This window comes from Vibrio sp. VPAP30, from assembly GCF_001188205.1.
GTDB classification, from domain to species: domain Bacteria; phylum Pseudomonadota; class Gammaproteobacteria; order Enterobacterales; family Vibrionaceae; genus Vibrio; species Vibrio bivalvicida.
The window spans coordinates 556,954-580,681 of record NZ_LBLS01000043.1 but is presented as its reverse complement, the minus strand read 5'-3'; the positions used below and the strand labels follow the sequence as shown (position 1 = coordinate 580,681).

Sequence of the window (23,728 nt, the reverse complement as noted above, 5' to 3'; positions counted from 1 at the left end):
TCGCACTAGCAAAAAGGTTGATTTTTTTAGTTGCACACTAAATGTTTTTATGTTCAAAGCGTAGCTTTAATGTACATCAAGTGAATCCCTGTCGGGGTTATCTGAGTTAAATCTCGACTGTACACATACCCATATTTTTCTAACAAGTCGATAGAGTGATATGTCCAACCAGCAGCAAATGCAACTCCGCATAAAGCAAATATAGTTACAATCTTATCCCAGATTTTTATTGTTTGAGGACGGTAAATGTCTTTTATCTTTTCACCACGGACGAAAGCCTTAGGTGTTAAAAATAACAAATAAAGTAACAGTCCAAAAAAACCTACAGGTAGCCATAAAGTAATAATTGAAACTTGTACAAGGTCAGCATGGTTCAACAGATCAAGATAATCTTCTAATACTCCTTTGGATACATAGAACCAACTAGGAAAAAAGAAACTCCACATAAAAAGTATTGCAAACCTAACGCTAGTTTTGGGTAACATTCTCTAACTCTTTAACAATTGTTTTTGATATTTTAAACTCACCCCAAGCCCACTCTATAATTACGTAGGCAGCAACACACGCCAGAGCACCGACTAAAACAGTACCACCTAGAGCAGCAACAGCGAACAAAGCAGCTTCACCAACTGCGCTCTGGAGCATAAATTTGAACATGTCAGAGCCAACATTTCCAAACCAATCAACAAGGTGATAGTCATCTTTAAAAACTAAATCACTGGTCGCAATACTCGCGGATACCACAAACGTTAAAACTCCTGCCCCTTTAAAGTTCGCAGCTTTTGATTTCGGGCTAAAACCAGCTTGCATTGATTTAAATGAGTTGAGCGGATATTTTTTTCCGTTCATGTTGATACGAGTACTATTCACAAACGCATGTTTGAGTACTTTTCCGTTCTGATCTGTCCCATTAAAAGCGACAAATATTTTTCCTTTGCTCTCTACGAGATCTGCCTTAATGTTCATATCCCCGAATTGCTTAGTAATAGACGCAGCATCAAACATTGGATCGGTGTGGTTAAACCATGATTTCGCGGTGTTTATACTCGCAGCAAGAGCTGCAACGTCTTTACCAGAATCCAACCAAACGTTATGCAATATCTTGTGAGCATCTTCTAAATCAGTGATAAGTACATGCTGGTGATTCTTCGCCATTTCATCTTCAAGCGAACACTGTAGCCCGATAGAGTCACTCAGAATTTGAGGTGTTTTCAACCCATGAGAGATTTGACCTAACCCAGCTTCTTGTCTGTCTCGAAGAACCCTCTCTCTAATTTCAGCCCATCGTTTCTCATCGCTCGCGGTATATCTCAGCTCTTCCTGACGTTCTCGGTGTTGACGTGCTGCACGTTCTCTTGTGGTTTCTTGTCTTACTTCTGGAGCTACAGGAGCGGATTCATATCTCATGGGAGTCGGTTTGACGGATAAATAAAAACGATAATAACAATATTTTCAGTGGTTTATCACCCTCAATGAGATAAACTGATAATTTAACCAGTTAAATAGGCAGTTTGATAGGTTAAACAGGCAGAATGAAAGATCAATCGCGGTAAGTTGCATTCTGTCGGATAACGTTTTGTAGAGTAAAATGAACGACACAGATCTTATAGAGTATTTGTTCTAGCTTGTTTAGGGGTAAAAATGTGTTTTATTCAGTGCAAGTTCGGCGACTGTTAAAGCGAAAATTCCTTTACCTGAAACCTGCTCAGCTTCACGTTCACAAATCACTAGTGTAACGACACTTCGGATAAGCAGAACAACCATAAAACTGACGCCCTGCTTTTGGCCCTCTCCTAGCTACGCGCAGCACAAGTTTGGATTGGCAGCTAGGGCAAACTTCGGAATCTGTCTTTGGCGCAGGTATTGGTTCAGGTACTGATGGCTGATCCTGAAAACGACGCCCATCTTCAATCATATGAACCAGTTCACTACCATTGACCAGCCACAGTCGCTTATCTAACGCAAAAGCGACAGCTTCGGACGTGAAATCTCCTGACGTTACAATAATCATTTTACTGGCATTGTTAGCAATCATTACCCCGTACATCTCGCGCAGCACTTGCACTCCAACTTTTCGAGATTTCCAATGTTTACATTGTACGAGGCTTAACTCACCATCCTTTGTAAGCCAAATATCAACACCCCCATCGGGTTTCTGTGAGAACTCCTGTTTGACTTTGTATCCCTGGCGTTTGAAGTACTCACCGATATAGCTTTCAAACTCTAACCAGCTAAGAGCGTGCAATGGCGAGGTACTTTTGTGCGATTTAATCCGAGATGTCGTTGTGACATAGCTGCGCTTTCTCTGATGCTGCTTAAAAAACGCCACAGGTGCAGGGAGCAAAAATAAAAGCGCAAAGTAAGGCGCTATTTGAGGAAGGCTTTGACCAATAGCATCAAAAACAAAATTACCACTGTTTGTAGCCATGCTTGGTAAGATATATGAAAAACCGAGATAAATACTCGCAGAGAGTAAAACGCTTAACCACCAAGGCTTGTCCATTAAGTGCCATATAATTCCATCGTTCTTTCGCGCCATCTGACTCCCTCCAATAAGCATTTGAGCGCATTTAATCACAAACGATAAACACTGAGAATAGCAAATAGCCTTATAAGCTCAGTTTCATTTGAAATTACACAAATTATATAAGGTTCCCCGAAGTGCTCGCTTTAATTCGAGATAGCGGATTACAAGAAATATCACTTACCCCTAAAAGTCTAAAATAGAATCTAAGTCATTGATTTAACTTTATTACAGGCATAAAAAAGGCGTCCTAAGACGTCTTTCTTCAAGAATGTGGCGAGTGAGACATCAGAGTTAGAGAGTCAAAACACTGAAATATAACAAAAAATATCACAGAAACTTTAATGGTATTACCATAGGTATTACTTACTGTATTCCATTGCAATTCAGATATTAAAGCCAAACACATCATTCTTTCTTAGTAACTAACAAATGTCGATTCATCAATAGCTTTCTGAAAAATAGAAATTTTACTAGCCTCAATAACTATTCCGCGACAGACTACAAATCCATCCCCGCACCATTATGCTTTAGCCAAGAAACATGTTTTTGGTAGTCAGGTATAATTTTATCGACGAGGTTCCAAAAAGCAGCACTATGATTGCGCTCAATGCGGTGTGCTAGTTCATGAACCACGATGTAATCCAGAACTGCGAGTGGTGCCATCAGGCAACGCCAATGAAAGTTGAGGTCGCCTTTTGGTGAGCAGGAGGCCCAGTGGTGCTGAAGTTCCATTACGCGAATTGCACGATAATCCACTCCTAGCTTTGGGGCGAAATGCTCTACCCGTCTGCTAATGCGAGATAGCCCCTTGGTGCGATAGAAGTGTTTGAATAGCTCACTACCATATTCCGCTTTATCACGGCGCATCAGAAAGTAACCATTTTTCAGGATCAAATCTTCTTTCTGCTCGTTCACCAACTTTAAGCGATAATTACGACCCAGGTAGAGGAAGCCTTCACCGCTCACGAACTCCCGCTCGACTTTGGTGCGGTTAAGATCTTCCCACTCTGCAAGGTTGCGATAAATCCAACTGCGTTTTTCCTCAACGATGCTTTCTATTTTTCCAATATCGTAGTTTTCAGGCGCAAGCACAGTGACACTCCCATCTCGCTCGATAAGAATGCTGGTGGTCTTTCGCTTGCTTTGTTTCAAGCTGTATTCGATATCTTTGTATTGCATGTTAGTGCAGCTGCTCTTTTTTCATTTTTTTTCGTTCTTCAACAGCTTCTTCGAGTTCCTTTTGAGAACTCACTTCAAAGGCATTATATGTTGGCTCAATACGTTCCCTCTTCACTCGACTCTGTTCCATCGCGCCCGGTAACATTTCTGGAAGCTCTAAAACTCTCTTAAAAAATTTCTTGCATGCAGCCACTAAGATATAAGTTGCGACATTACCAATAATCCCCGCCACAGCGGATAGCTGAACAAACGCCACAACATCGAAGTCTTGGCTCCCTCTTCTTGTCTGTTTGAGAGCAATGAAAGGGCTACCAAGTCCATCAACGGTTAATTCATCTTGTAACGCTGAAACAATGTCTGAAAGAGCTTCTTGAGAGAGTGCTGACATTAGGTCGTATTCAGTTTTAACTTCATAAGGCATAGTACTGTCTGACGAGGGAGCTTCAGGCGCATTGGGAACGTCGATGTCAGTTCTGACAGTCACAGAGGCCACTCGGATAAACTGCTCGTACTGCTCAAGTTCACTTGCTAAATAAAGCTCCGTGCCACATACCGAATATTTCAGCATATCCAGTATTCTTCGATCGCCTTCCTCTGTACCTGTTATCTTTAGCTCTTTTATCGCGTCTATGAGCTTTTCAATTTTGATGGTCAGCTCATGATCAGATAAAAGCATTTGTTCCCGTCTACGAGCCAGCGCTACCACCTCAATCGTTAGCTGTTCACGCGCGTCTTTCAGCTGCGGTACTTTACTGAGAATAAAGCGCTTTTTGATGCGCCCTCTCAACTCAGACACTAAATCCTCACGCTCCCAGAAGTCTAGGCTACTGATGTTCTCGCCTAGCTCTTCCATAATGGCGTCAACACAGGCTTTCACCTTGTCCAGAGGCTTAACAGGCTCGCCATCCGGGAATGCAATACTGACAATCAAATCAAAGAATGGGTCGGATATCTGAGCGTTAGGACCACGCCCCGCATCGATTTCATCTCGCAAAGCACTTAGCTCTAGGATCATCTTTTCCCAGTTGCCAGAGTGCTTTTTAATTATCTCATCCAGCTTCTCACTCATTTTTTTGTGAAAGACTGGGTCATCATCCGCATTTACTTTGCAGTGCTTACGAATGGCGTGTTCCATCTCACTCGCTTGCGCTTGTAAGTCAGGCTCTTTACCCATGTGCGTCATAAACGCATCACTGAACAGGTCAATCGGTTTAATTTTAGGGTTAATACCCAGGCTGATCAGATGCTCGTTCACCAGGTGGCGAATTTTTGCGCCCACACCTTGGAAGCTCATGCTGTCATCCTGGTAACGCTGGCGTGCTTTCGCTTGAATATGCACAAACTGGTACATGGGCGTTTTGTACGGGTCCGCCAAGGAGTTCGGCATGATGATGTCCATGCTCTGAAGAAACTTCTTCAAGAACACGTTGAAACTGTCACGCTGGCGAGGGTCTTCTAAAACAGAAATCGCCTGAAGTTGCACTTGATAGTGCTCATCCACACTAAGTTTCTGGTTCACAAATGCTTCGATATTGTGAACATCGAGTTCGGAAAATAGCTGAAGCAAACGACGATAACGACTTTCCAACACCGGCACTTCGCTATCAATGTTCTGCATACTTTCCATGATGTCGTTTTGATCATCTTGAGAGTACATCGACAGTGCATCTCTCAAGTGATGAGCAAGACCAATATAATCGACAATATAGCCACGTTTTTTCTCTTTCGCTGTGCGGTTTACACGGGCAATGGTTTGCAGCAAATTATGCTCTCGCAGTTTCTTGTCGAGATACATCACCTGTTCAATTGGCGCATCGAAGCCCGTTAACAGCATGTCGCAGACAATCAAGAAAGCGACGCCGGTATTTGGCTTGCTGTGATCAAACTTCTTCTTGAAGTTATCGACTGCTTTTAATTCTTTGGCCTGCTTTCTGGCATATGTGAAAGAAGCTGCTTCATTGGTGTCATCACTTGAAATCACAACCGCCGTTTTCAAAAACTCAAGGCGCTCAAGCCAAGCTTTATCGATACATTGCTCTGGCTGCTTTTTGTATAACTCGATTTCTTTCGCCAGTGCCTTTTCAATATAGGTTTGGTAATGAATAGCTGCTTGCTTGGAAGAACACACTACTTGCGCTTTAAAACCTGCTGGTAGGATTTGTCTTAGGTAGTGTTTAACTAGATCCTCAGCAATTTCCTCAATGCGCTTTTCTGCCTCAAGAATATCCCCTTCCGCACCATACTTTTTACGGATTTCTCTTAGTTCTTCTTCCGTTTTGTCAGCAAATAGATCTTCAAACTTGGTATCAAAACCCGCTTTATCGTAAATCGCACTGTCTGCGGTTTTACCTTCGTAGAGAATTTTTAACGTCGCGCCATCATCGACCGCATCCTGAAGTTTGTACTTATCGACATAGGCTTTTTCTTGATTGACTCCAAAGCGCTTCCAGGTTGGATAAGTGTGGTGGTCCGCGATGAGCGGCGTTCCTGTAAATGCCACTCGAGTGGAATTCGGGAATGCATCAAACAGGTTATCTGAAAGGCTTGGACGGTCTTTACCTCCCCGCTGCGTGCGATGCGCTTCATCCACTAAGATCAGGACTTTTTCGCCTTCATTGATTACGCCGAAAGGCTGATGCATGACGATCTCGGCATCAAAGTCTGACTCTAGCTCTTCGATACGCTCAACATCACCGGCCTCTTTCGCTCCCGCAAGCTGTTTAGACAACAGCTTACGCACAGACTCCGGAAGGAAACCACTGTCTTGCTCGCGAAACTTATGTACCATCACCATATTGGTATTTGACGTATCGTTTGCAAGCTCCGCCTTCGCATCTCTCGTATTTTTAATGACAACGACCTTGTCACCAATTAAAGCCGCTGTATTAGTGAGCTGCTCTTCTAGATCGTTTCTGTCGTTGACCATCAGCACTTTGTAGCTTTTCAGATCAGGATGGCGACGAAGCTTACGCACCAAGAACACCATAGTCAGGCTTTTGCCACTTCCCTGCGTATGCCAAACCACGCCTGAACGTTGAATCCCAGTTTCGCCCTGCTCCATACGCTCAATGATTTTCTGCACCGCGCGAAATTGTTGGTAACGGCAAATCACCTTTACACGTGGGCCGTTGTCGGTATCCATAAACAGGGTAAAACAACGGGTGATATCAAGCAGTCTTTGTGGGTGAAGCATGCCCTGAACGAGCTTTTCCTGGCTGCGATGGGTGCCAATTTCCAGTGCAATATAAGGCTCAGTATCGGGGTAGATGGTTTTCCAGTTGAGGTAGTAATCTTCATTTGAAGTGATGGTGCCCACTTTGCAATCATCGCCATAGGTGCTGATCATCAACTGGTTGGTAAAGAACAAAGCGGGTTCACCCTCGCGCAGTTTGCTGTGTTCAGGCTCACGCAAGTCTGCATAGCGGCGTAATTGGTCAATGCCTGCTGCCATTGGGTTGCAGCAATGCTGTGACTGCTCTTTACACTCAATCACCACCAGCGGCAGGCCATTGACGAACAATACAACGTCAGGGCGAATGTGCTCTTTCCCTAACCCAGGCGTATCAACACGAAACTGATTGATGGCAGTGAAGGTGTTGTTTTCCCAGTTATCGAAATCAATCAGTTTAACTACCGGCTCTTCTTCTCCGCTCAGTTCGTTGCGGTCGAGCTGCCATTTGTGGAGACGGCCAATAAACTCCTCATTGGCCGCCAGCAACTTGTGAGTACCAAAGTCGGTGACATCATCGAGCAAAACATCGAGTTGGCTATCCGTCAGCCAGGGCTTACCACCATCAGTGGTGTTGATGCGATGTACTGCGGTTTTAAAAATGTCTTTTAAGATGACTTCACGAAAAGAGCCGCGAAAGCTGGTGGTTGGGTCGGTCGGCACACCTTGCCCTAAATCCGTTACATCCCAGCCCATGCTTTTAAGCTGGTTTAGCAGCGGCTTTTCAACCAATTGGTACTCTGACATTGTTTGATATCCTTATTACTGGCAGCGAGGCATTTGTCTGCTGCCATTTTCTTATTTTTTTATGCGGGTACTGGAACTTTACCTGTTAAGAGATCTTGCATTAGGCCGGCCTTTTGGGCTTTTAACTTGTTTAATGAAGAAACTTCGCTCCAAATATAACTTTCCAAACTTTGTAATTTCGAGTTGATCAACTCAAGTTCAATAGCATCAGGCATTGGAATCATTAATTCTCTCATTGTCTGAATTCCTACCGCCGGCTGTGATGTTACGTTCACAATTTTATCTAATTGAGCCAAAGTATATTGGGAAATCAAAACATCACGAATATAGTTGCCTTTCATACCTGACTTGATTAACAACACATTGGCACTTAATGCAAATTCACCATCTTCTCTAATGACTTTAGGTTGCCCAATGGTGCCAATTTTCCCGAAAATTACATCGCCCATCTCTACTTTAAATCGGCTCTGCTGTTTTAGATATGCGTTACGACTTACTTTACGACACTTCTTAGCGTCAATACGTTCATCCCAGGTAAAGTCACCAACCCCTACATAAGGAATACCTTCTTTTACCTGTGGAGGAGTTCTGTGATCAGGTTGAGGGTCAATTACAGGAGCTACTTCTTCAAGCAAACTTATACCCCACCCCTTAGGCAACATCCCCAACGGCGTCTTATGATAAAGCTCTGGCACTTCTTCAAACGTTGGACGAAGGGCTTTGGTCTCTGGGTCAATACCTCGACTAAACAAATCTGCCATCATGCCTTGTTTAATAGCAGTATATTTGTCGATAAGAGCTTGTGTGGCGCCGATTAGCAAGTCAAGGCTACTGAATATTTCGATAATTCTTGATTGCTGTTTTATCGGCAATAATGGAATCAACGTATTATCAATTAGAGATTTACTAAGATTTGGCTGCCCAGATCCTTGAGCTAAATAAAGCAATTCACTCTTTTTTTGCAAAAGCACGTAGTACACAAATTCAGGTAGTAGTACTTCTTCGTCACATACAATTGCAAGTACAGCTTGATTAGTCGCAGCCTCTATTTTTAACTGTGATACTTGGCCTGCGGTAGCTCCATACATCGCAATCAGAACTGCTCCTTTAGGCACTAATTTACAGTTTGAACTCTTTAATCCAATGTCTGTAATGAACTCTGAAGTACGATTAATTTTGCTTTGGTTAACTTCCGTTGATTTAACCCAAGGTATTTCACCACCATAGAATTCTGAAACCCCACGGCTAGGTGTTCCCCCTGAAAATGTCTTAGCTAATTCACCAAGCTTCCTATATTGCCAATTACTCATACCCAAGCTCCTTCATAAAGCCAGCTAACTTGCTCGCTTCATGTTCTCGCTTGGCAATAATGCTTTTCGCGGTTTCCTGGTATTTACGATGGAAGTTTTCAATTGCAGCGATGCGGTCAAGCAGCAATGCACGAACATAACTTTGGTATTGGCGATCCAGCTCGGTTTTGAACCGATCCAGAATCAGCTCTTTCGCTTCTTCTGCTGTAATTGCGTCACGAGCAATCTCAAGCAGTTCATCACGGCGCTTTTCTGTTTCCTTAATTTCTGCTTTCAGTTGTTTCAACTCATCTTCTAACGCTTTGTGTGCTGCAAACTTTGCTTCAATTGCCGTTGCTTCAGCAGCAGCCATTGAACCTTTTCTCGCGTGTTCTTTAATCAGCTCAAGGTTATCTAACTGAACACCAAGCTCATCCGCCAAAGCAAGAATTTCGCTATGGACAGCAAAATTAAGCTCTTTGCCTGTTAGCCCTTTTGCAAAATCCCCTTGCTTCGTGCCTTTGGGTAGTTCTGCACTGTTTTTAAGCTGGGTGAACGCATCTTTGATTTGGGCTTTCAGCACTGCCAAGCTGGTTTTGATCGTCGCTTTGTGTTCTTTCAGCTCGTCTTTAAGCTGTTTAACATACTCAGACGGCAGCGCAGGGTTTTCATCAGTCGGCTCGTAGTCTTCTTCATCGGCTGCATCCACAAAGGCTTGCAGTTCACTGATACGCGCTTGTTTAGCCTCCAGCTCTTCCACCACATCCGCGCACTGGCTGGCAAACAGCACTTCGTCAGGAATGAGCTCAGCATTCCAACCACTGGCAGCGACAGATTTAAAATCCGCTTCCAAGGTTTTAAACCAATCTGCCAATGCACCACGCACCTTGTATTGGTTCAGCAGTTTGATCGGCATTAGGTGCTTTTCAATGGTATTCAGAGATTCGCGGCGCAACGCGAATACGCCTTCATCACCGAGCTTCTTGTCTCCCAGAGCTTCAAAGCCAGCAAAGTCTTGTTTCCAATCATCCAAGGCGGCTTGGAAAACAGCATGTTTTTTCAGTACTGCTGGGTAGTTTTCAACGTGCGGTTTGAGCGATGACAGCGCTTCAAATTCTTCAGAAAAGTCTTGGAACTCGTTGTTAGAACGCGGAACGAACAGGCTTTCTTTCAATCCTGGGTAATCATTCCAAGTGCTTTGCAACGCATCAATTTCTTTGGTTGGAATACCGCCGTTTAAGTGCGCTTTAACGTTTTGAGGCTCAGGAGCTGGGCTGTTATCGACATAGCGGCGAATATTGAAGTTGTAGTCTTCACGCTTGAGTTCGTCTTTGTGAACCAGCCGCGCATATTTTTCGACGCCAGGATGCTTATCATCTTCCAGCATCGCTTTATAGACGCTGGTGATTTTCTCTATATCTTCAGGGCGCAGGCTGTTTTGGTTTTTGCCTTCGCGATATTCACGGTCAGCGTTAATAAACAGCACTGAATCACGGTTTTCACGTCCAGCTTTGTTGAGCACCAACACACAGGCAGGAATGCCCGTACCGTAGAACAAACCTTGTGGCAGGCCAATCACGGCTTCAAGAATACCACGCTCAATAAAGTCTTGGCGGCAAGTGCGCTCTTCCGCGCCACGGAACAATACGCCATGAGGCATTACCACGGCAGCTTTACCGTTGGCTTTGAGCGAGGCCAACATGTGCTGCACAAACATCAAGTCCGCTTTCTTACCAGACTCTGGCATAAAGGTGTTGAAGCGTTCTTTGAGTTGCATATCCGCTTTCTTATAGTTTTGTGAAAACGGAGGGTTGGCAATCACGCGGTCGAAAGGACGAGGTTCACCATATTTGGTTCGGTGCAGCGGTGTAGCTAGCGTGTCACCATTTTCAATGTCTGCGCCACCTGTTCCGTGCAAAATCATGTTCATCTTACAGATAGACCAGGTGCCACCATTGTCTTCTTGGCCGAACAGGTGAATTTTCTTAACGTTGCCGCCCGTTTCCTGCACGTAGTTGCGGCTTTGGATCAGCATACCGCCCGAGCCACAGGTTGGATCGTAGATCTCCATGCCTTCAGTTGGCTCAAGAATCTCCACCAGCAGGCGGACCACTTCAGCAGGGGTATAGAACTCACCACCTTTTTTACCTGCACTGTCAGCAAAGTATTTGATCAGGTATTCATAGGCAGCACCCAATAGGTCTGGGAACTCGAAATCTTCATTTGAAAGTGGGATGCTGTCAAAGTGCTGAATAAACTCAACCAAACGCTCGTCAGGAATAGGTTTTTTGCCTACTTTACGGTTGAAGTTGATGTGCTTGAGCACGCCTTCCAAGCCCTTAGCGGTGTTCTTTTCTTCCAGTGCTTCAAGTGCTTTGTTTAGTCCTGAGCCGACATTAGTTTTCAGGTGCTTGAGGTTTTCCCAACGTGCTTTCTCCGGCACGTAGAAATCAAACTGCTCTTCATCTTCTAGCAGAAGCTCAATTTCGTCATCGTCATGCCCTTCTGACTTGAGCTCTTTAACCTTCGCTTGGTAATCCTTTAGGAATTGATCCGACATACGCTTAAGGAACAAAATACCAAAGATGTATTCCTTGTACTCGGAGGCATCCATTTTACCCCGTAGGATGTCACAAGCTTTGAATAGCTTACTAGACAGTTTGTTAAGCGTCAGTTTTTGCATAGTTTTCTCAGTTATTGTGTTCAGCAAGTGCAGAACCATTGAATTCGATAATGGGCTAAGGCTAGAGGAATTTAGTTGCCAGCAGGCTACTCTCACGCACCTTTTTGCGTCTCTATCCACGCTTCGAGATCTTCGCACTTGAAGCGCCAAGAACCACCTACTTTAAAGCCTGGTAGCTTGCCTTCACTAGCGAGTCTGTAGGCGGTTTTTTCGGCAAGTTTTAAATACGCCGCCACCTCTTTCAAGGTTAATATTTGATCATTCATTTCAGCGTGTTAGCTCTAACCAATTTTGTTGATAAGTTTGATGGTGAGAGAATATGGGAAAATTGGGGAATCGGCAATTAACTTAGTCGCATTATGAGATTGCTTGCATTTATTTTAACCGACGTTCAATTTGAGACTAAGCCTAGAGAACTAAATCACCTCCATTTGAGATCTGCCTTATTCGTGCGTTAATTAGCTACAACTTAAAGTTAGGAGTAATACCTTGATCATTACCAATGGACTTGATGACAAACAAGCCTTTGCAGCGAAGCTAACTAAATTTGGCGACGATTGCGACGAAGCCTTTTTCATCACAGCTTTTTATACTCAAGAGCAACAAGTAAAAATTCTGAGCCGTGCTGGTAAAAAAGTTCATCTTACTATCTCGCTTAGGCCACCAACATGCCCAAGAGCGCTCAGGGAAACATTGTTACTTCCAAATGTGACGGTCCACTGTTTGGGTCGAGTGTTACACTCCAAAATCTACGCATTTGAAAAAGGTGATAGAAACTCACTGTCGGGTACTGAATATAACGTAGCTATTGGCTCATCGAACATGACCTACGGCGGCCTATACAACAATATTGAAACGAACATACTTCTAGAAGGTAAACAAGCTGAAGAAGGATATTTACACGCTCAACAAATATTCAAATTAGGTAGTCCGCTAACCTCAGACGTCCTAGATCGATACGAAGAAGAGTTAGCTACATTTGAAAAACCACAGTTCAATGACATCATTGCTTCACCTGCGGTGCTAGGTGCTGGCTACGAACGAGTGCAGAATGCGGTTAAATATGTCGCTAAGCTCTGCGAGGATGACATCAACCTCAATTATTCTGATATACCAACATCATTTGTTATTGATCATTTTTGGCACTTCATTGTGGAAGAAAAGAGAAGTGATAAAGAGTTCCTTAGGCAACAAACTGTCAATGGGCCAAGCGAACCTTTAACTCGAGCCCTCTTCGAAGAGTTTATCCAATGGGACCAAGCTGGTGAGCAATATTGTCGCCAGATGCTCGAACGAGCGAACAACCTTAGGTCACTGCTCTCTTCAAGCTCCCTCAACAAAAATCAATTAAAAGAGCTTTACCTTACTTTTCACGCATCCCGTTATGTCGATGATCGTTACACTGGCAAGGCAGAGGCATTTGCGACACGTAATACTTCTAAGCAAGTCTTAAATTCACTTCATCACTTGGCGAATGAAGCCATACCGATTTCTGAGAGAGTAGCCGATTTACAAAGAAGTAGCTTATCTTTATTCGGCCTTGGGGATTCAGCTATCAAAGAATTTAATGGCTGGTACTATCCTAACAAGTACCCCATTTGGAATAAAAAATCTGACAGAGCTTTGGAAATACTAGGCTTTGGTTGAGTCAAAAAGACAATCACCACCAGCAGAAGCTGGTGGTGATTGTGTTATAAGATTTTCATACCACAAGACTTCAAATATCGATATGTTTCCTGATCATCACATTTAATCACTAACCCACTACGTCCACGACTAAGTAATCCCCGCAACGTTTACAGGTACCAGCACGGCAATGAATAACATATCTTTGCTGCATATCCCTAGCATATTGATAGAGCTTTAACAAAGCCGTACGTGCCTGTTCAATATTTTCAATGGCGAGGTTTCATTGTTCATCTTCACTCACAAACAGTTCGCTGATAATTGTGATATATCGCTCAGCCACTGTGCCAACCTCTCGATAGGCCATCTCGAGAATCATTGATACCTGCTCGTTGTTTTCAAGAGGTACGTAGTTTTTCTCGTCCATATAAGCTTCAATCACCGCAGTTTTGTCATCCCGCCCTTCTAGAAACTCGCGAAAGTCTGTGTTTGCCTTCGCGCTATTACATTCTCTACAGCTAGGTACTAAATTCCCAAGACGATGCTCTCCTAGGTAAACCTTATTAATAGGGATTGCGTGCTCAATCACCAGTTCCTTTGACTTTCCACAATAAGCACATTGATGGTTGAAGTAGGCTTTGGTTGCCTGCCAATCCTCTTCAGAAAACTGCTCTGTCCCAAGGTTACTAAGGATATTTCGCACTAATAGGTTTTGAGCATTGCCTATCGCATTACCACGGTAGCGGCTATTGGCTCTGGCGGTTGGCGCTGATAGCTTACGTGAGAGTGTTGCTCTTGATTCAAGTAACTCACTCTCGAACTGAGATTGGTCATAATCGATGCCGATCCGTTTTAAGTACTTATCAAAGTAGACCGCGTCTTTTTCAAACCACTGACTACATGCACGAACAGTTTGCCCACGCACCAAGTAAACTTTGGTCCAATATCGTTTAGATAAATCCGAAGGAAGACTGCTTATTGGAATCAAAAAAGGAAAGTTGAGGTTAAAGTTGCGTTTGGAGTACTCAGCATCACAAAGGCGCTCGAACTCGTTGTGGCTTTTTTGCTCGCAATACTCAAGTACTTTGGGTAGCAGTGCCTGTACTAACTTTCCAATTTTCATGCAGGTTCACTTTGATCAATGTAACGATATCAATGAGTATATGCCATTGATACCCCATGAACTCACTATTGAGATAAATTAGAATTCTATTCTTTGAAAACTAAACGTGTATTTAGCTATTAACAAAAGACTGAGACTAATTGGTTACAAAACCACAGGCTGCGAATAAATCGTTCACCACTATGATGGCACTGACAGAAAACGAAAAAGCCCCAGCATTTCTGCTGGGGCTTTAGAAATTGGCGGTGAGTGAGAGATTCGAACTCTCGATACGTTGCCGTATACACACTTTCCAGGCGTGCTCCTTCAGCCACTCGGACAACTCACCGAATCAAATTGTGGTTGGTTTCGTTAACCAACGAGGCGCTAATTTAATGATTCTATTGGGTTAGGTCAAGCCTATTCCCTAAAAAAACCGCCCCACTGCTGCTGTTTGGTTACTAACTAGCTAATTCGAACGTGAATCGGCCAGTTTAGGCTTCTTGATAGTAACCAGGTACGCGGAACCACTTACGGCACATATCTAGAAAATAACCGTATAACACGCCCATTCCACAAGAAACTACCGCGTTAGAAGCGACCGCTGTAATAATCTGATCGGTTGATGCGCCAACGGTAAACAAGATTGCCGCATACACTGGTGATTGGAAAAGCACGTAGGCGACAAGATCAGAGATGTTTCTCATTACCCCAGTGTCAGATAAGCGAGCACCCTGGCGTAGCATGAAGTCACGAAACAAACCATAAGGCCACGCGATAGCGATGTTGACAGGGATCGATAATGTTCTTGAGGCTAAAGACTGCTCAAAGGTCATACCGGATACAAAAATCTCGATGAACATTCCGGAAATAAAACAAAATACAACCATTGCAAACGTATCTGCTGCAGCGTTACGAATACAGAAAGGCCCACGAGACTTCATTCTTACCTCAACATAAATAACTAGAAAACAAACCAATAAACAAAACGAAAAGCCAACCTATCAGTAGACAGCCAGTCAATATCGCTATTAAAACATTATTTATTCAGTTTTAGATTTCAAAGTTATTTAAAGAAGGTAAATAAACAACCAAATTTCGTATTAAAACTAGATTATGTCGCTACAACTCCGACCAAAGGATAGTTTTTGAGCAAATTAACGTAATTTAATTACAGTAATCTTTTACTTGTACTGCTAGTAGATCTAACTCTTCCTGATGCGGGAATTCCCCTGCCATCAGCCTAGATTCAATATTAAAAAGGTTGTCGTCGAGTATTGGGGTTTGGACGCTATCAAGGTTTTGTTTTATCTGCTCAAATTTGCTTTTAGCATGCGGCAGATCTTCGTTTTCAATCGCCATGAAAAACATCATCAGCGGTTCTTCGATTTCAATCTTGAGCTCACTCGAATTCCCAGTCCCCTTTAAGAGTTGTGGTTTAAACTGGTAAAGCTTTTCGGAGTAGCTGATGAGCGCATCATCAAGCTCTGTTTCATCAATAGGTTTCGAAATAATGTAGTCTACACCAGCGCCAAGCATCCTTTCTCTGGTATCTTTGAACACGTCGGCAGTACATCCAAAAATCAGTATATTGGATCGTTCTCCAGCTAAAGCACGAATAGCGGTGGTCGATTCCACACCATCCATCACGGGCATATGGTTATCCATCAGAATAAGATCGAAATCTCCCTGAGCGATGGCTTCAACACCAAGTTCTCCATTTTCAACCGATTCGCAAGAGAAGCCTTTATTGGTCATGAAGGTATGTAGAATGATCGCGTTGGTCCGGTTGTCTTCTACAATAAGTACTCTTAACCCTTTATAATTGAGCTTTCTTAATTCCCGGTACTCAGCAAAAGCAGGTTGGCTAATGTCGCTACGAATGGACACTTCAAAACTAGATCCAATACCTAGCTCGCTTTTAACCGTTACACTGCCACCCATTAACTCACAGAGCTGTTTAACAATTGCCAAACCTAAACCTGTTCCTCCGAAGCGGCGTGTGGTTGAAGACTCTGCTTGTTCAAAAGGTTTAAATATTTTATTTTGGGCCTCGCGCGCCACCCCTATCCCTGTATCTCTTACACGTATAAGTAGAAAGTTCTCACCCTCTCGAAGCTCTTCCTTAAAATAGACTTCAACATATCCACGAGAAGTAAACTTAACCGCGTTATTGAGTAGGTTAAACAAGATTTGTCTTAAACGCGCTTTGTCACACATGTACCAGCGTTCATGTGGGACTTCAGAATAGACTTTAAACTGCAGCCCCTTCTCGGCGCAAAGAGTAAAATAGACGCTGTTGATGCTGCCGATGATCGACTCTAGTGGAAATGGTGATGACTCAAGCTCTAAATGCCCTTGCTCTACTTTCGAGAAGTCGAGAATCTCATTGAGCAACGTCATCATGTGCTCGCCAGACTCGTACAAGGTTTTAAGGTGTTTACGCTGATCTTCGTTTAAGTCTGTTTTGAGTAGTATTTGCGCGGTACCAAGAACCCCATTCATTGGCGTTCGAATCTCGTGAGATAGTGTCGCGAGAAAGGCGCTTTTCGCTTTTGTCGAGGCCTGAGCTTTGACTTTCTCTTCTTCAAGATAGACGGTCTTTTCATTAAGAGAGTCTATTAGGTACTTGATCTCATCGTGGCTTTTGTAATCAATATCAATCGCGCCACCTTGTTTGGATTCATCAAGGCTACGCGCGATAACCACAATAGGCGAGATTAAAAACCGATTAATCAGAAAGTAGCCAAGCATGACGCAGGCAAGCAAGATCGGCATGATCACCGCCTCGACTTTAGACACCAAATCATAAACCTGTTCAGCCACCAATCGCTTAGCGTTAACTACATCCACACTCCACTTAAAACCACCAAACTCGTTCTGGCTGATGTAGATATCTTTAGCCAGTTGGAAGTTGTGCTCGGTAATCACATATCCATAACCGTCACGGAGGATAACGCCTAAATCGTACTGTTCCGCATGTAGGCGAACAAAAGCGACTAAGGTTTCAAGAGAGAGATCAACCGTCGCGACACCAGAAAACTCACCATCAATGTAATACGGCGAGGAGGCGGTGATCATTTGGACATGAGTAAATGGATCGATGTAAACAGGAGACCAAGCAACGGTTCCTGTTGGTTTTTTTATAACCGAGGTGTACCAAAGCTCCTTATCGTACCCCCCCGACTCTGGGTTGTCCCACGATAGGACCCGATCGACTTTACCATCGATTGTACGATTAAAGAAAAGGCTTTGGTATGGCGTTTGTCCGTCAATCGAGTAAGGTACAGGCCACAAACCGCCGCTCACCGCGACACCTTCGACAAGCGAAAAAAGTTTATGAAGTAAAAATGCTTGGTGTTCTTGAGTCTCGTGGTTGCTGCCAATGCTCACTACCGCTTGCAATATCCCAATAGAGCTATTGATCGGCTCTTCGATTTGCGTAGAAATAAGCTCGGTTCTTAGGTCTAGATTTTGCTCGAGCTGATCTCTAGTCGGCGGCTCGACGACCAAGTAGCTGACAGTACCAATCAAAGCGATTGCCATAGCAAGATAAATAGCTAAGGCAAAGATGCTCTTCCTTTTTAGCGATGAACGAATATCCATAAATCTTTGAATTTTGACCGTTTATAAAAAATTATAGCGAATATATCGATGCGGCAACCTTTTTCTCACTTCTGTAGGCTGTTACCATTGCGATATCACAACTCCCGATTGATATAGGACGTTTGTTTTGACCTTACAAGAACTTCTATCCTTACCTGAACTTGAAGGTAAGTTGATTAACGAAGCTAGGACGCATGGCTTCGTTACTGCGATGGCTGCCGCTCCCCATATGCTGACTCCGCATGAATGGCTACCTTTCCTTTGGGGTGGCGAAGAGGTGGCCCCTTTTGCTGATGGTGAGCAATTAGAGACTTACATCGAGCACATTATTGCTATTTGGAACGAGTATCGTCCTGCTCTGCTAGAAAATCGCTGGCAATGGCCGCAAGGGTGCACGCTGGATGAAGAAGAAATCGTGACTGAAGCTACCCGTGATTTCTGCGAAGGCGTACTTCAAGGCTGGCAGCTTGCTCGAGACGATTGGGAAACCATCATGCCAGAAGATAGCGAAGATAACGCTCTATTAGGTGGTGTACTGCTTTCTTTAAGCATGTTGTACGATCCGGAGACATCTATCGCGACACTGGCGGAGCAAGGTATCGAAGGCTTAGAGCAATTTGAAGAGATATTTAAAGCGATGCCAACCATGCTGTGCGGGTTGACCATGCGTGGCTCGATGTTAGCAGAGCAAGAATAGCCAAACGATAAATCGCAGCTCTCGCTGCGATTTTTTATCCAATTGACTGCCAATCAAAATCTTCAATACGTTCATCAGCAATGTAAAAGATCTTGGCGCCCGGAGTTATCTCTTTGTCGAGATCTGGGTTTAGCTCTATCCCTTTGCCAATATCTAATGCAATTAATGTTGCTTGATAGTCTCGTTTCATAAACTGAAAAGCATCTTCAACCTTGATCGTTGGCAGCTTTTCAGGATATACGGCTGAATACTGGGTCATCCCCCTTGTTGACGCGAGAAGCTCTTGGTGCAATGCACTTGAACCTGGGTCCACCGCCGCTTTCGCGAGCATTTCAGCACCAACCGCAGGGATACATTCAGCGTTAGGGCAATGCTGGCTCAATAGGTTACTCAGGGCTTCATCTTTGAAATAAGCGAGCAAATGCGCATTCGGATTAATGTTAGCACTGTAGAGCGCAGCCGAGAGCGTGACGTCATCTTCTAAGTTGTCGACCACAATGCAGCTTGCCGTTTCTATTGCCGCTTTTTCCATCTCTTGCGAGTCGGTATAGCTGTTGACCTTCACAAAACCAATTTCGCCAGGAAGTGGGTTTTCTATATCAGATCGGCTACACAAGACAATCGGGCGTTTGCCGTGCTCTTCATGTTGCAGCATGCGAATCAAATGCATGGTGCGCTGCCCATTCCAACCTAATAGTACGATATGATTTTCCACACCCATTCTCCGCTTTCCTAAAATACCTGCACGCCAATACTCCACCATCCCTGTTGCTAACCGACCAATCAAGGCAGCAAAAAGAGACAGACCTCCAGGGATAACAAACACCACCACGACCCATTTGCCTATCGACGTCTCTGGTGAGTAATCACCATAACCCACCGTCGATGCAGTCACCATCAAGAAATAGATAAAGGTTGATAAGTCGTTAGTGAGTGCATGCTCACCGCTTACACGTAATAAAACCCATGACAAAACGATATAAATCGCAAGCAGTATGGCTAAATTGCGATTACTGAGGTTAAACATGTTGGAGTTTAACCAGGTTCTAAATGTTAACCAAAGAGACATAGTGCTCCTTCACTTTTGTTACTTGTATGTATTTAAGCTCAAGAGCCAAAACAAAAAAACCAGCCATTGAGGCTGGTCTTTATAACTGTGACAAGCGCCCGTTTACGCGTTGCCTTTTACCTGCATATTAAGCTGTTCAGCAAAATCTAACATACGGTTCAATGGAATCAAAGATTTAACACGTAACTCTTCGCCAACAAAAATTTCATGCTCTTCGCCACCATCACGTAAGGCTGCTTCAATGGCTTTTAGGCCATTCATTGCCATCCAAGGGCAGTGCGCGCAGCTACGGCATGTGGCACCTGCGCCTGCGGTTGGTGCTTCGATCAGCTCTTTTTCTGGTACAAGTTGCTGCATTTTAAAGAAGATGCCTTTGTCTGTTGCGACAATCATTTTCTTCTGAGGTAGCTCTTTCGCTGCTTTGATTAGTTGGCTAGTAGAACCCACCGCATCCGCTAGCTCAACCACACTCGCTGGTGACTCAGGGTGAACAAGAATAGCTGCGTCTGGGTAGAGTCCTTTCATCTTACGCAATGCATCTGCCGAAAACTCGTCATGCACCACACACTCACCTTGCCACAGCAGCATATCTGCGCCAGTTTGGTTAGCGATGTATGATCCTAAGTGGCGATCTGGCCCCCAGATAATCGGCTTGTCTTCCGCGTCTAGATGCTCGACGATTTCAAGTGCAATGCTCGATGTTACTACCCAATCTGCGCGAGCTTTAACTGCGGCTGACGTATTAGCATATACAACAACGGTATGGTCTGGGTGTGCATCGCAGAACTCTGTAAATTTATCGGCAGGGCAACCTAGATCTAGCGAACACTCCGCCTCAAGAGTTGGCATTAAAATGCGCTTCTCAGGAGTCAGGATCTTTGCAGATTCACCCATAAAACGTACCCCACCAATGATGAGTGTACTTGCAGGGTGACGGTTACCAAACTTGGCCATTTCTAACGAGTCACCAACAAAGCCACCCGTTTCCTCTGCCAAAGCTTGGATTTCAGGATCGGTATAATAGTGAGCAATCAATACCGCATCTTTTTCTTTAAGCAGCACTTTGATGTTTTCAATGTGTGCTTGTTTTTCTTGTTCTGTTAGCGGGATTGGTTTTGGTGGGAATGGGTAAACTGTGTCAATTCTATCTAATATGTGGCTCATTGCTTTTGCGCTACGCTACTTCCAGTAATCCGAGTATTGTAACCTTAACGCTATTGCAGATTCCAGCTTCGGCGCCAATGAAAACTAAAAAGGAGTGCTCTGCACCCCTTTTTAAACTTGAAACTCAACCCTATAGTCGTTCTTTTGCCAATTTAGCCGACGCACTATTAGGATATTCTTCAACCACTTGCTGGTAGTATTTTTTCGCTTGTTCCGCATTGTTATTGCGCTGAGCGATATCACCAAGTTTTACCAACGCATCTGCGCGTTTGTTAGACTCTTTATACGCGATCACCGCCGCAAAGCTCTTCACCGCTTCTTTATCTTGCTTCTTAGCAAAGTAAAGTTGCCCTAACCAATAATGAGAGTTAGGCGTAAAGGTTGAATCTGGATAATCCTTTTGGAACTGCTGGAACGCGGCAATCGCTCCAGTGTAGTCACGTTTCTTTAGGATTAAGTCCACAGAGTTTTGATAAGCAGTTTGCTCATCAACATCAGAGCTGAATGTACCACCTTTTGGTTTTTCAGAGGTATCGCTTGTAGCTTGAACAACAGGTACTGACGCTTGGCTACGAACTTTATCCAACTCGATAAACAATTCTCTTTGACGCTGCAACATCTGCTGCATGTCATAAGTACTTTTTTCTAACTGGCCGCGGAGTTCACTAATTTCTAGAGCCATTTCATCTAGCTGTTGCTGCATTTGCAACTGAACGCGATTGCGGTTTTCCAATAGGCGCTCTAAGCGCTGAACATCAGTTTCGTTGCCACGAACTGAAGATGACGAAGTGGCAGTATTGCTACCGCTTAGATCGGATACTGGAGCTGGTGCAGCGAGTACACTACTCGCTGCACTTGCCAGTAACGTAAGCGTAACAACGCGCTTAAGGTTACTGAACATGAGGCAATTCCTCAATTAGTACACTAGAACAGCGCGGCGGTTCTTAGCGTATACATCTTCTGATTGACCTAGAAGAAGTGGTTTTTCTTCACCGTAGCTTACCACTTCGATTTGATCAGCTTGAACACCTAGCGCTTGTAGGTATTTTGCTACTGCTTCAGCACGACGCTCGCCTAGAGCAATGTTGTACTCTGGAGTACCGCGCTCATCTGCATGACCTTCGATTTTAACTTCTAGAGTTGGGTTTTTGCTTAGGTATGCTGCGTGAGCCGCTAGCATTTCTTCGTAGTCACCCGCGATTGTAGAGTTGTCGAAAGCAAAGTAGATAGTTTGAGATTCGCGCAGTGCCTGCTCTTTAAGCTCTTGCTCAGTAAGCTGACCGTTCGCTTCTAGTGGAGAAACAGCCGTGTTATCTGTCGTTTGAACTTGGTTCGTTTCAGCAGAACCAGAAGTGTTCGCTGCGTCATCACTTGAGCTACATGCTGTAACCGCTAGAACTGGTAGCGCAATTAGAAGCCCTTTAAGAACTTTGTTAAGTTGCATTGTTATAGTTTCCTTTGTTATTAATACTTACTTGCTACAAAAACGGTGACCATGCTGGTGCACGAACTCGACCATTTGTTGCCGGTAACCTTGCTTTAAAGCGCCCATCAATGGAGACCATTGAAAGAACATTGGTCTTGTTATAGATCGAACTATAAATGACCATTCCACCGTTCGGTGCAATACTCGGTGATTCATCTAACAGTGTTTTCGTCAGAATCTGCATCGCACCGGTTTCCATATCTAGCTTGGCTAAATTGAATCCAGTGTTGCTGCGATTAACCATCACTAAGAAGCGACCATCTGGGGTAATTTGCCCGCCAAGGTTCTGGCTGCCTTGCCATGTTAAACGCTTGGTCGAATTACTTGCCAAATCTACTTGATAAATCTGAGGTTTTCCACCCCGATCCGAGGTAAAGATCAGAGATTTACCATCTGGATGCCAAAATGGTTCGGTATTATTCGATCTACCGCGTGTAATTTGGGTCAGTTTTCTGGTGTTAAGATCCAGAGTGTAAACTTGTAGGCTACCTGTTTTAGATAAAACCAAAGCGAGTTTACTGCCATCAGGAGAGAATCTTGGCGCGCCATTATGACGAGGATATGACGTCAGCTTCTCACGCTCACCGGTATAAATATTCATGATGAATATTTCAGCTTGCCCATTTTGGAAACTCACATACGCAAGTTTTTTACCATCTGGTGACCACGCAGGAGACATCAGTGGCTGCTTAGAACTCAGTACTAGTCGCTCGTTATAACCATCGTAATCTGATACGCGTAGCTGGTAAGGGTATGTATCTTTGTCATTAACAACGACATAAGAAATTCTGGTTTCAAATGCACCTTTTTCGCCAGTTAAAGCTTCATAAACGCGATTTGAAATACGGTGACCAGCAGCTCTCATCTGCTTAGGTACAATTGTCATTTTCTTATTGAGCAATATGTGGTCATGCGATAGAACTAGCTGTCCATCTGGACTCAATGACTTTGCTTGCCCACTCGTTAACTGACCTCTAACCACGTCAATCAATTGGTAGTTGACAACATACTTTCCAGTCGCAGGATCTTGCGTCACCGTTCCAGTTACCATTGCATCAACACCTAACTTAATCCATTCTTCAAAATTGATATTTGAAGCAGAGTGCGGTGTTTCTGGCATAGCAGAAACTGAGACTGGCTTGAATTTCCCGCTACGAAGTAAGTCTGAAGCAACGATAGCAGATAGATCTTGCGGCAACTTTCCGTTGCCTTCCCACTTAAAAGGTACGATTGCGACTGGTCTTGCCGAATCGATACCATCAGTAATCACTAGCTCCAAAGCCGCATTGGCAGTTTGGAACACACTCATCATAGTGAGTACACA

At 43.9% G+C, this 23,728-nt stretch carries 18 protein-coding genes and 1 tRNA gene; 2 read left to right on the top strand and 17 right to left on the bottom strand.

Annotation, left to right across the window (positions count from 1 at the left end; genetic code table 11):
- Positions 1 to 53: 53 nt before the first annotated feature.
- The 8 genes from ZX61_RS22810 to mads1 all read right to left on the bottom strand — a co-directional run bounded on the left by ZX61_RS22810 (position 54) and on the right by mads1 (position 11,920).
- Positions 54 to 485, bottom strand: coding sequence for a hypothetical protein (locus ZX61_RS22810; protein ID WP_049846868.1), 432 nt, complete (start codon positions 483 to 485; stop codon positions 54 to 56).
- Positions 469 to 1,407 carry a hypothetical protein gene (locus ZX61_RS22805; RefSeq protein WP_049846867.1) on the bottom strand — a complete coding sequence of 313 codons (939 nt, stop codon included), beginning with the start codon at positions 1,405 to 1,407 and terminating at the stop codon, positions 469 to 471. The genes ZX61_RS22810 and ZX61_RS22805 overlap by 17 nt, the downstream gene beginning before the upstream one ends.
- 310 nt (positions 1,408 to 1,717) lie before the next feature.
- Positions 1,718 to 2,539: a restriction endonuclease gene (locus ZX61_RS22800; protein ID WP_049846866.1), complete on the bottom strand. Its 822-nt coding sequence runs from the start codon at positions 2,537 to 2,539 to the stop codon at positions 1,718 to 1,720.
- 486 nt (positions 2,540 to 3,025) lie between these two features.
- Positions 3,026 to 3,706 (bottom strand): M48 family metallopeptidase, encoded by a 681-nt coding sequence (locus ZX61_RS22795; protein WP_049846865.1) that lies wholly within the window; start codon positions 3,704 to 3,706, stop codon positions 3,026 to 3,028.
- 1 nt (position 3,707) lies between these two features.
- Positions 3,708 to 7,682 carry a type I restriction endonuclease subunit R gene (locus tag ZX61_RS22790; protein WP_049846864.1) on the bottom strand — a complete coding sequence of 1,325 codons (3,975 nt, stop codon included), beginning with the start codon at positions 7,680 to 7,682 and terminating at the stop codon, positions 3,708 to 3,710.
- A gap of 59 nt (positions 7,683 to 7,741) precedes the next feature.
- Positions 7,742 to 8,992 (bottom strand): restriction endonuclease subunit S, encoded by a 1,251-nt coding sequence (locus ZX61_RS22785; RefSeq protein ID WP_049846863.1) that lies wholly within the window; start codon positions 8,990 to 8,992, stop codon positions 7,742 to 7,744.
- Positions 8,985 to 11,654: a type I restriction-modification system subunit M gene (locus ZX61_RS22780; protein ID WP_049846862.1), complete on the bottom strand. Its 2,670-nt coding sequence runs from the start codon at positions 11,652 to 11,654 to the stop codon at positions 8,985 to 8,987. Before ZX61_RS22780 ends, ZX61_RS22785 begins: the two co-directional genes overlap by 8 nt.
- Positions 11,655 to 11,746: 92 nt before the next feature.
- Positions 11,747 to 11,920, bottom strand: coding sequence for a methylation-associated defense system helix-turn-helix domain-containing protein MAD1 (gene mads1, locus ZX61_RS22775; RefSeq protein WP_049846861.1), 174 nt, complete (start codon positions 11,918 to 11,920; stop codon positions 11,747 to 11,749).
- A gap of 223 nt (positions 11,921 to 12,143) precedes the next feature.
- Here mads1 and ZX61_RS22770 point away from each other — a divergent pair, with 223 nt between their 5' ends.
- Positions 12,144 to 13,301 carry a phospholipase D family protein gene (locus ZX61_RS22770; protein ID WP_049846860.1) on the top strand — a complete coding sequence of 386 codons (1,158 nt, stop codon included), beginning with the start codon at positions 12,144 to 12,146 and terminating at the stop codon, positions 13,299 to 13,301.
- A 262-nt stretch (positions 13,302 to 13,563) separates the two neighbouring features.
- On the opposite strand, the gene ZX61_RS22765 is transcribed toward ZX61_RS22770, so the two are convergent.
- From ZX61_RS22765 to ZX61_RS22750, 4 genes are all read right to left on the bottom strand, one after another.
- Complete coding sequence (locus tag ZX61_RS22765) at positions 13,564 to 14,403, bottom strand: HNH endonuclease (RefSeq protein WP_049846859.1); 840 nt, start codon at positions 14,401 to 14,403, stop codon at positions 13,564 to 13,566.
- A gap of 240 nt (positions 14,404 to 14,643) precedes the next feature.
- Positions 14,644 to 14,731: transfer RNA gene (locus ZX61_RS22760), tRNA-Ser, on the bottom strand.
- 145 nt (positions 14,732 to 14,876) lie between these two features.
- Complete coding sequence (locus ZX61_RS22755; protein WP_049846858.1) at positions 14,877 to 15,326, bottom strand: L-alanine exporter AlaE; 450 nt, start codon at positions 15,324 to 15,326, stop codon at positions 14,877 to 14,879.
- A 223-nt stretch (positions 15,327 to 15,549) separates the two neighbouring features.
- Positions 15,550 to 17,988 (bottom strand): ATP-binding protein, encoded by a 2,439-nt coding sequence (locus ZX61_RS22750; protein WP_049846857.1) that lies wholly within the window; start codon positions 17,986 to 17,988, stop codon positions 15,550 to 15,552.
- 127 nt (positions 17,989 to 18,115) lie between these two features.
- On the opposite strand from ZX61_RS22750, the gene ZX61_RS22745 reads away from it, so the two are divergent.
- Positions 18,116 to 18,685 (top strand): UPF0149 family protein, encoded by a 570-nt coding sequence (locus tag ZX61_RS22745; protein WP_049846856.1) that lies wholly within the window; start codon positions 18,116 to 18,118, stop codon positions 18,683 to 18,685.
- A gap of 34 nt (positions 18,686 to 18,719) precedes the next feature.
- On the opposite strand, the gene ZX61_RS22740 is transcribed toward ZX61_RS22745, so the two are convergent.
- The 5 genes from ZX61_RS22740 to tolB form a co-directional block, all read right to left on the bottom strand.
- A complete protein-coding gene (locus ZX61_RS22740) occupies positions 18,720 to 19,754 on the bottom strand; it encodes a potassium channel protein (protein ID WP_049846855.1) in 1,035 nt (344 codons plus the stop codon).
- A gap of 102 nt (positions 19,755 to 19,856) precedes the next feature.
- A complete protein-coding gene (gene nadA, locus ZX61_RS22735; protein WP_049846854.1) occupies positions 19,857 to 20,918 on the bottom strand; it encodes a quinolinate synthase NadA in 1,062 nt (353 codons plus the stop codon).
- A 130-nt stretch (positions 20,919 to 21,048) separates the two neighbouring features.
- Positions 21,049 to 21,819, bottom strand: a complete 771-nt coding sequence (ybgF, locus tag ZX61_RS22730) for a tol-pal system protein YbgF (RefSeq protein ID WP_049846853.1) — start codon at positions 21,817 to 21,819, stop codon at positions 21,049 to 21,051.
- Positions 21,820 to 21,834: 15 nt separating this feature from the next.
- Positions 21,835 to 22,362, bottom strand: coding sequence for a peptidoglycan-associated lipoprotein Pal (gene pal, locus ZX61_RS22725; protein WP_049846852.1), 528 nt, complete (start codon positions 22,360 to 22,362; stop codon positions 21,835 to 21,837).
- A 34-nt stretch (positions 22,363 to 22,396) separates the two neighbouring features.
- Positions 22,397 to 23,713, bottom strand: a complete 1,317-nt coding sequence (gene tolB / locus ZX61_RS22720) for a Tol-Pal system beta propeller repeat protein TolB (RefSeq protein WP_049847007.1) — start codon at positions 23,711 to 23,713, stop codon at positions 22,397 to 22,399.
- Positions 23,714 to 23,728: the final 15 nt, after the last annotated feature.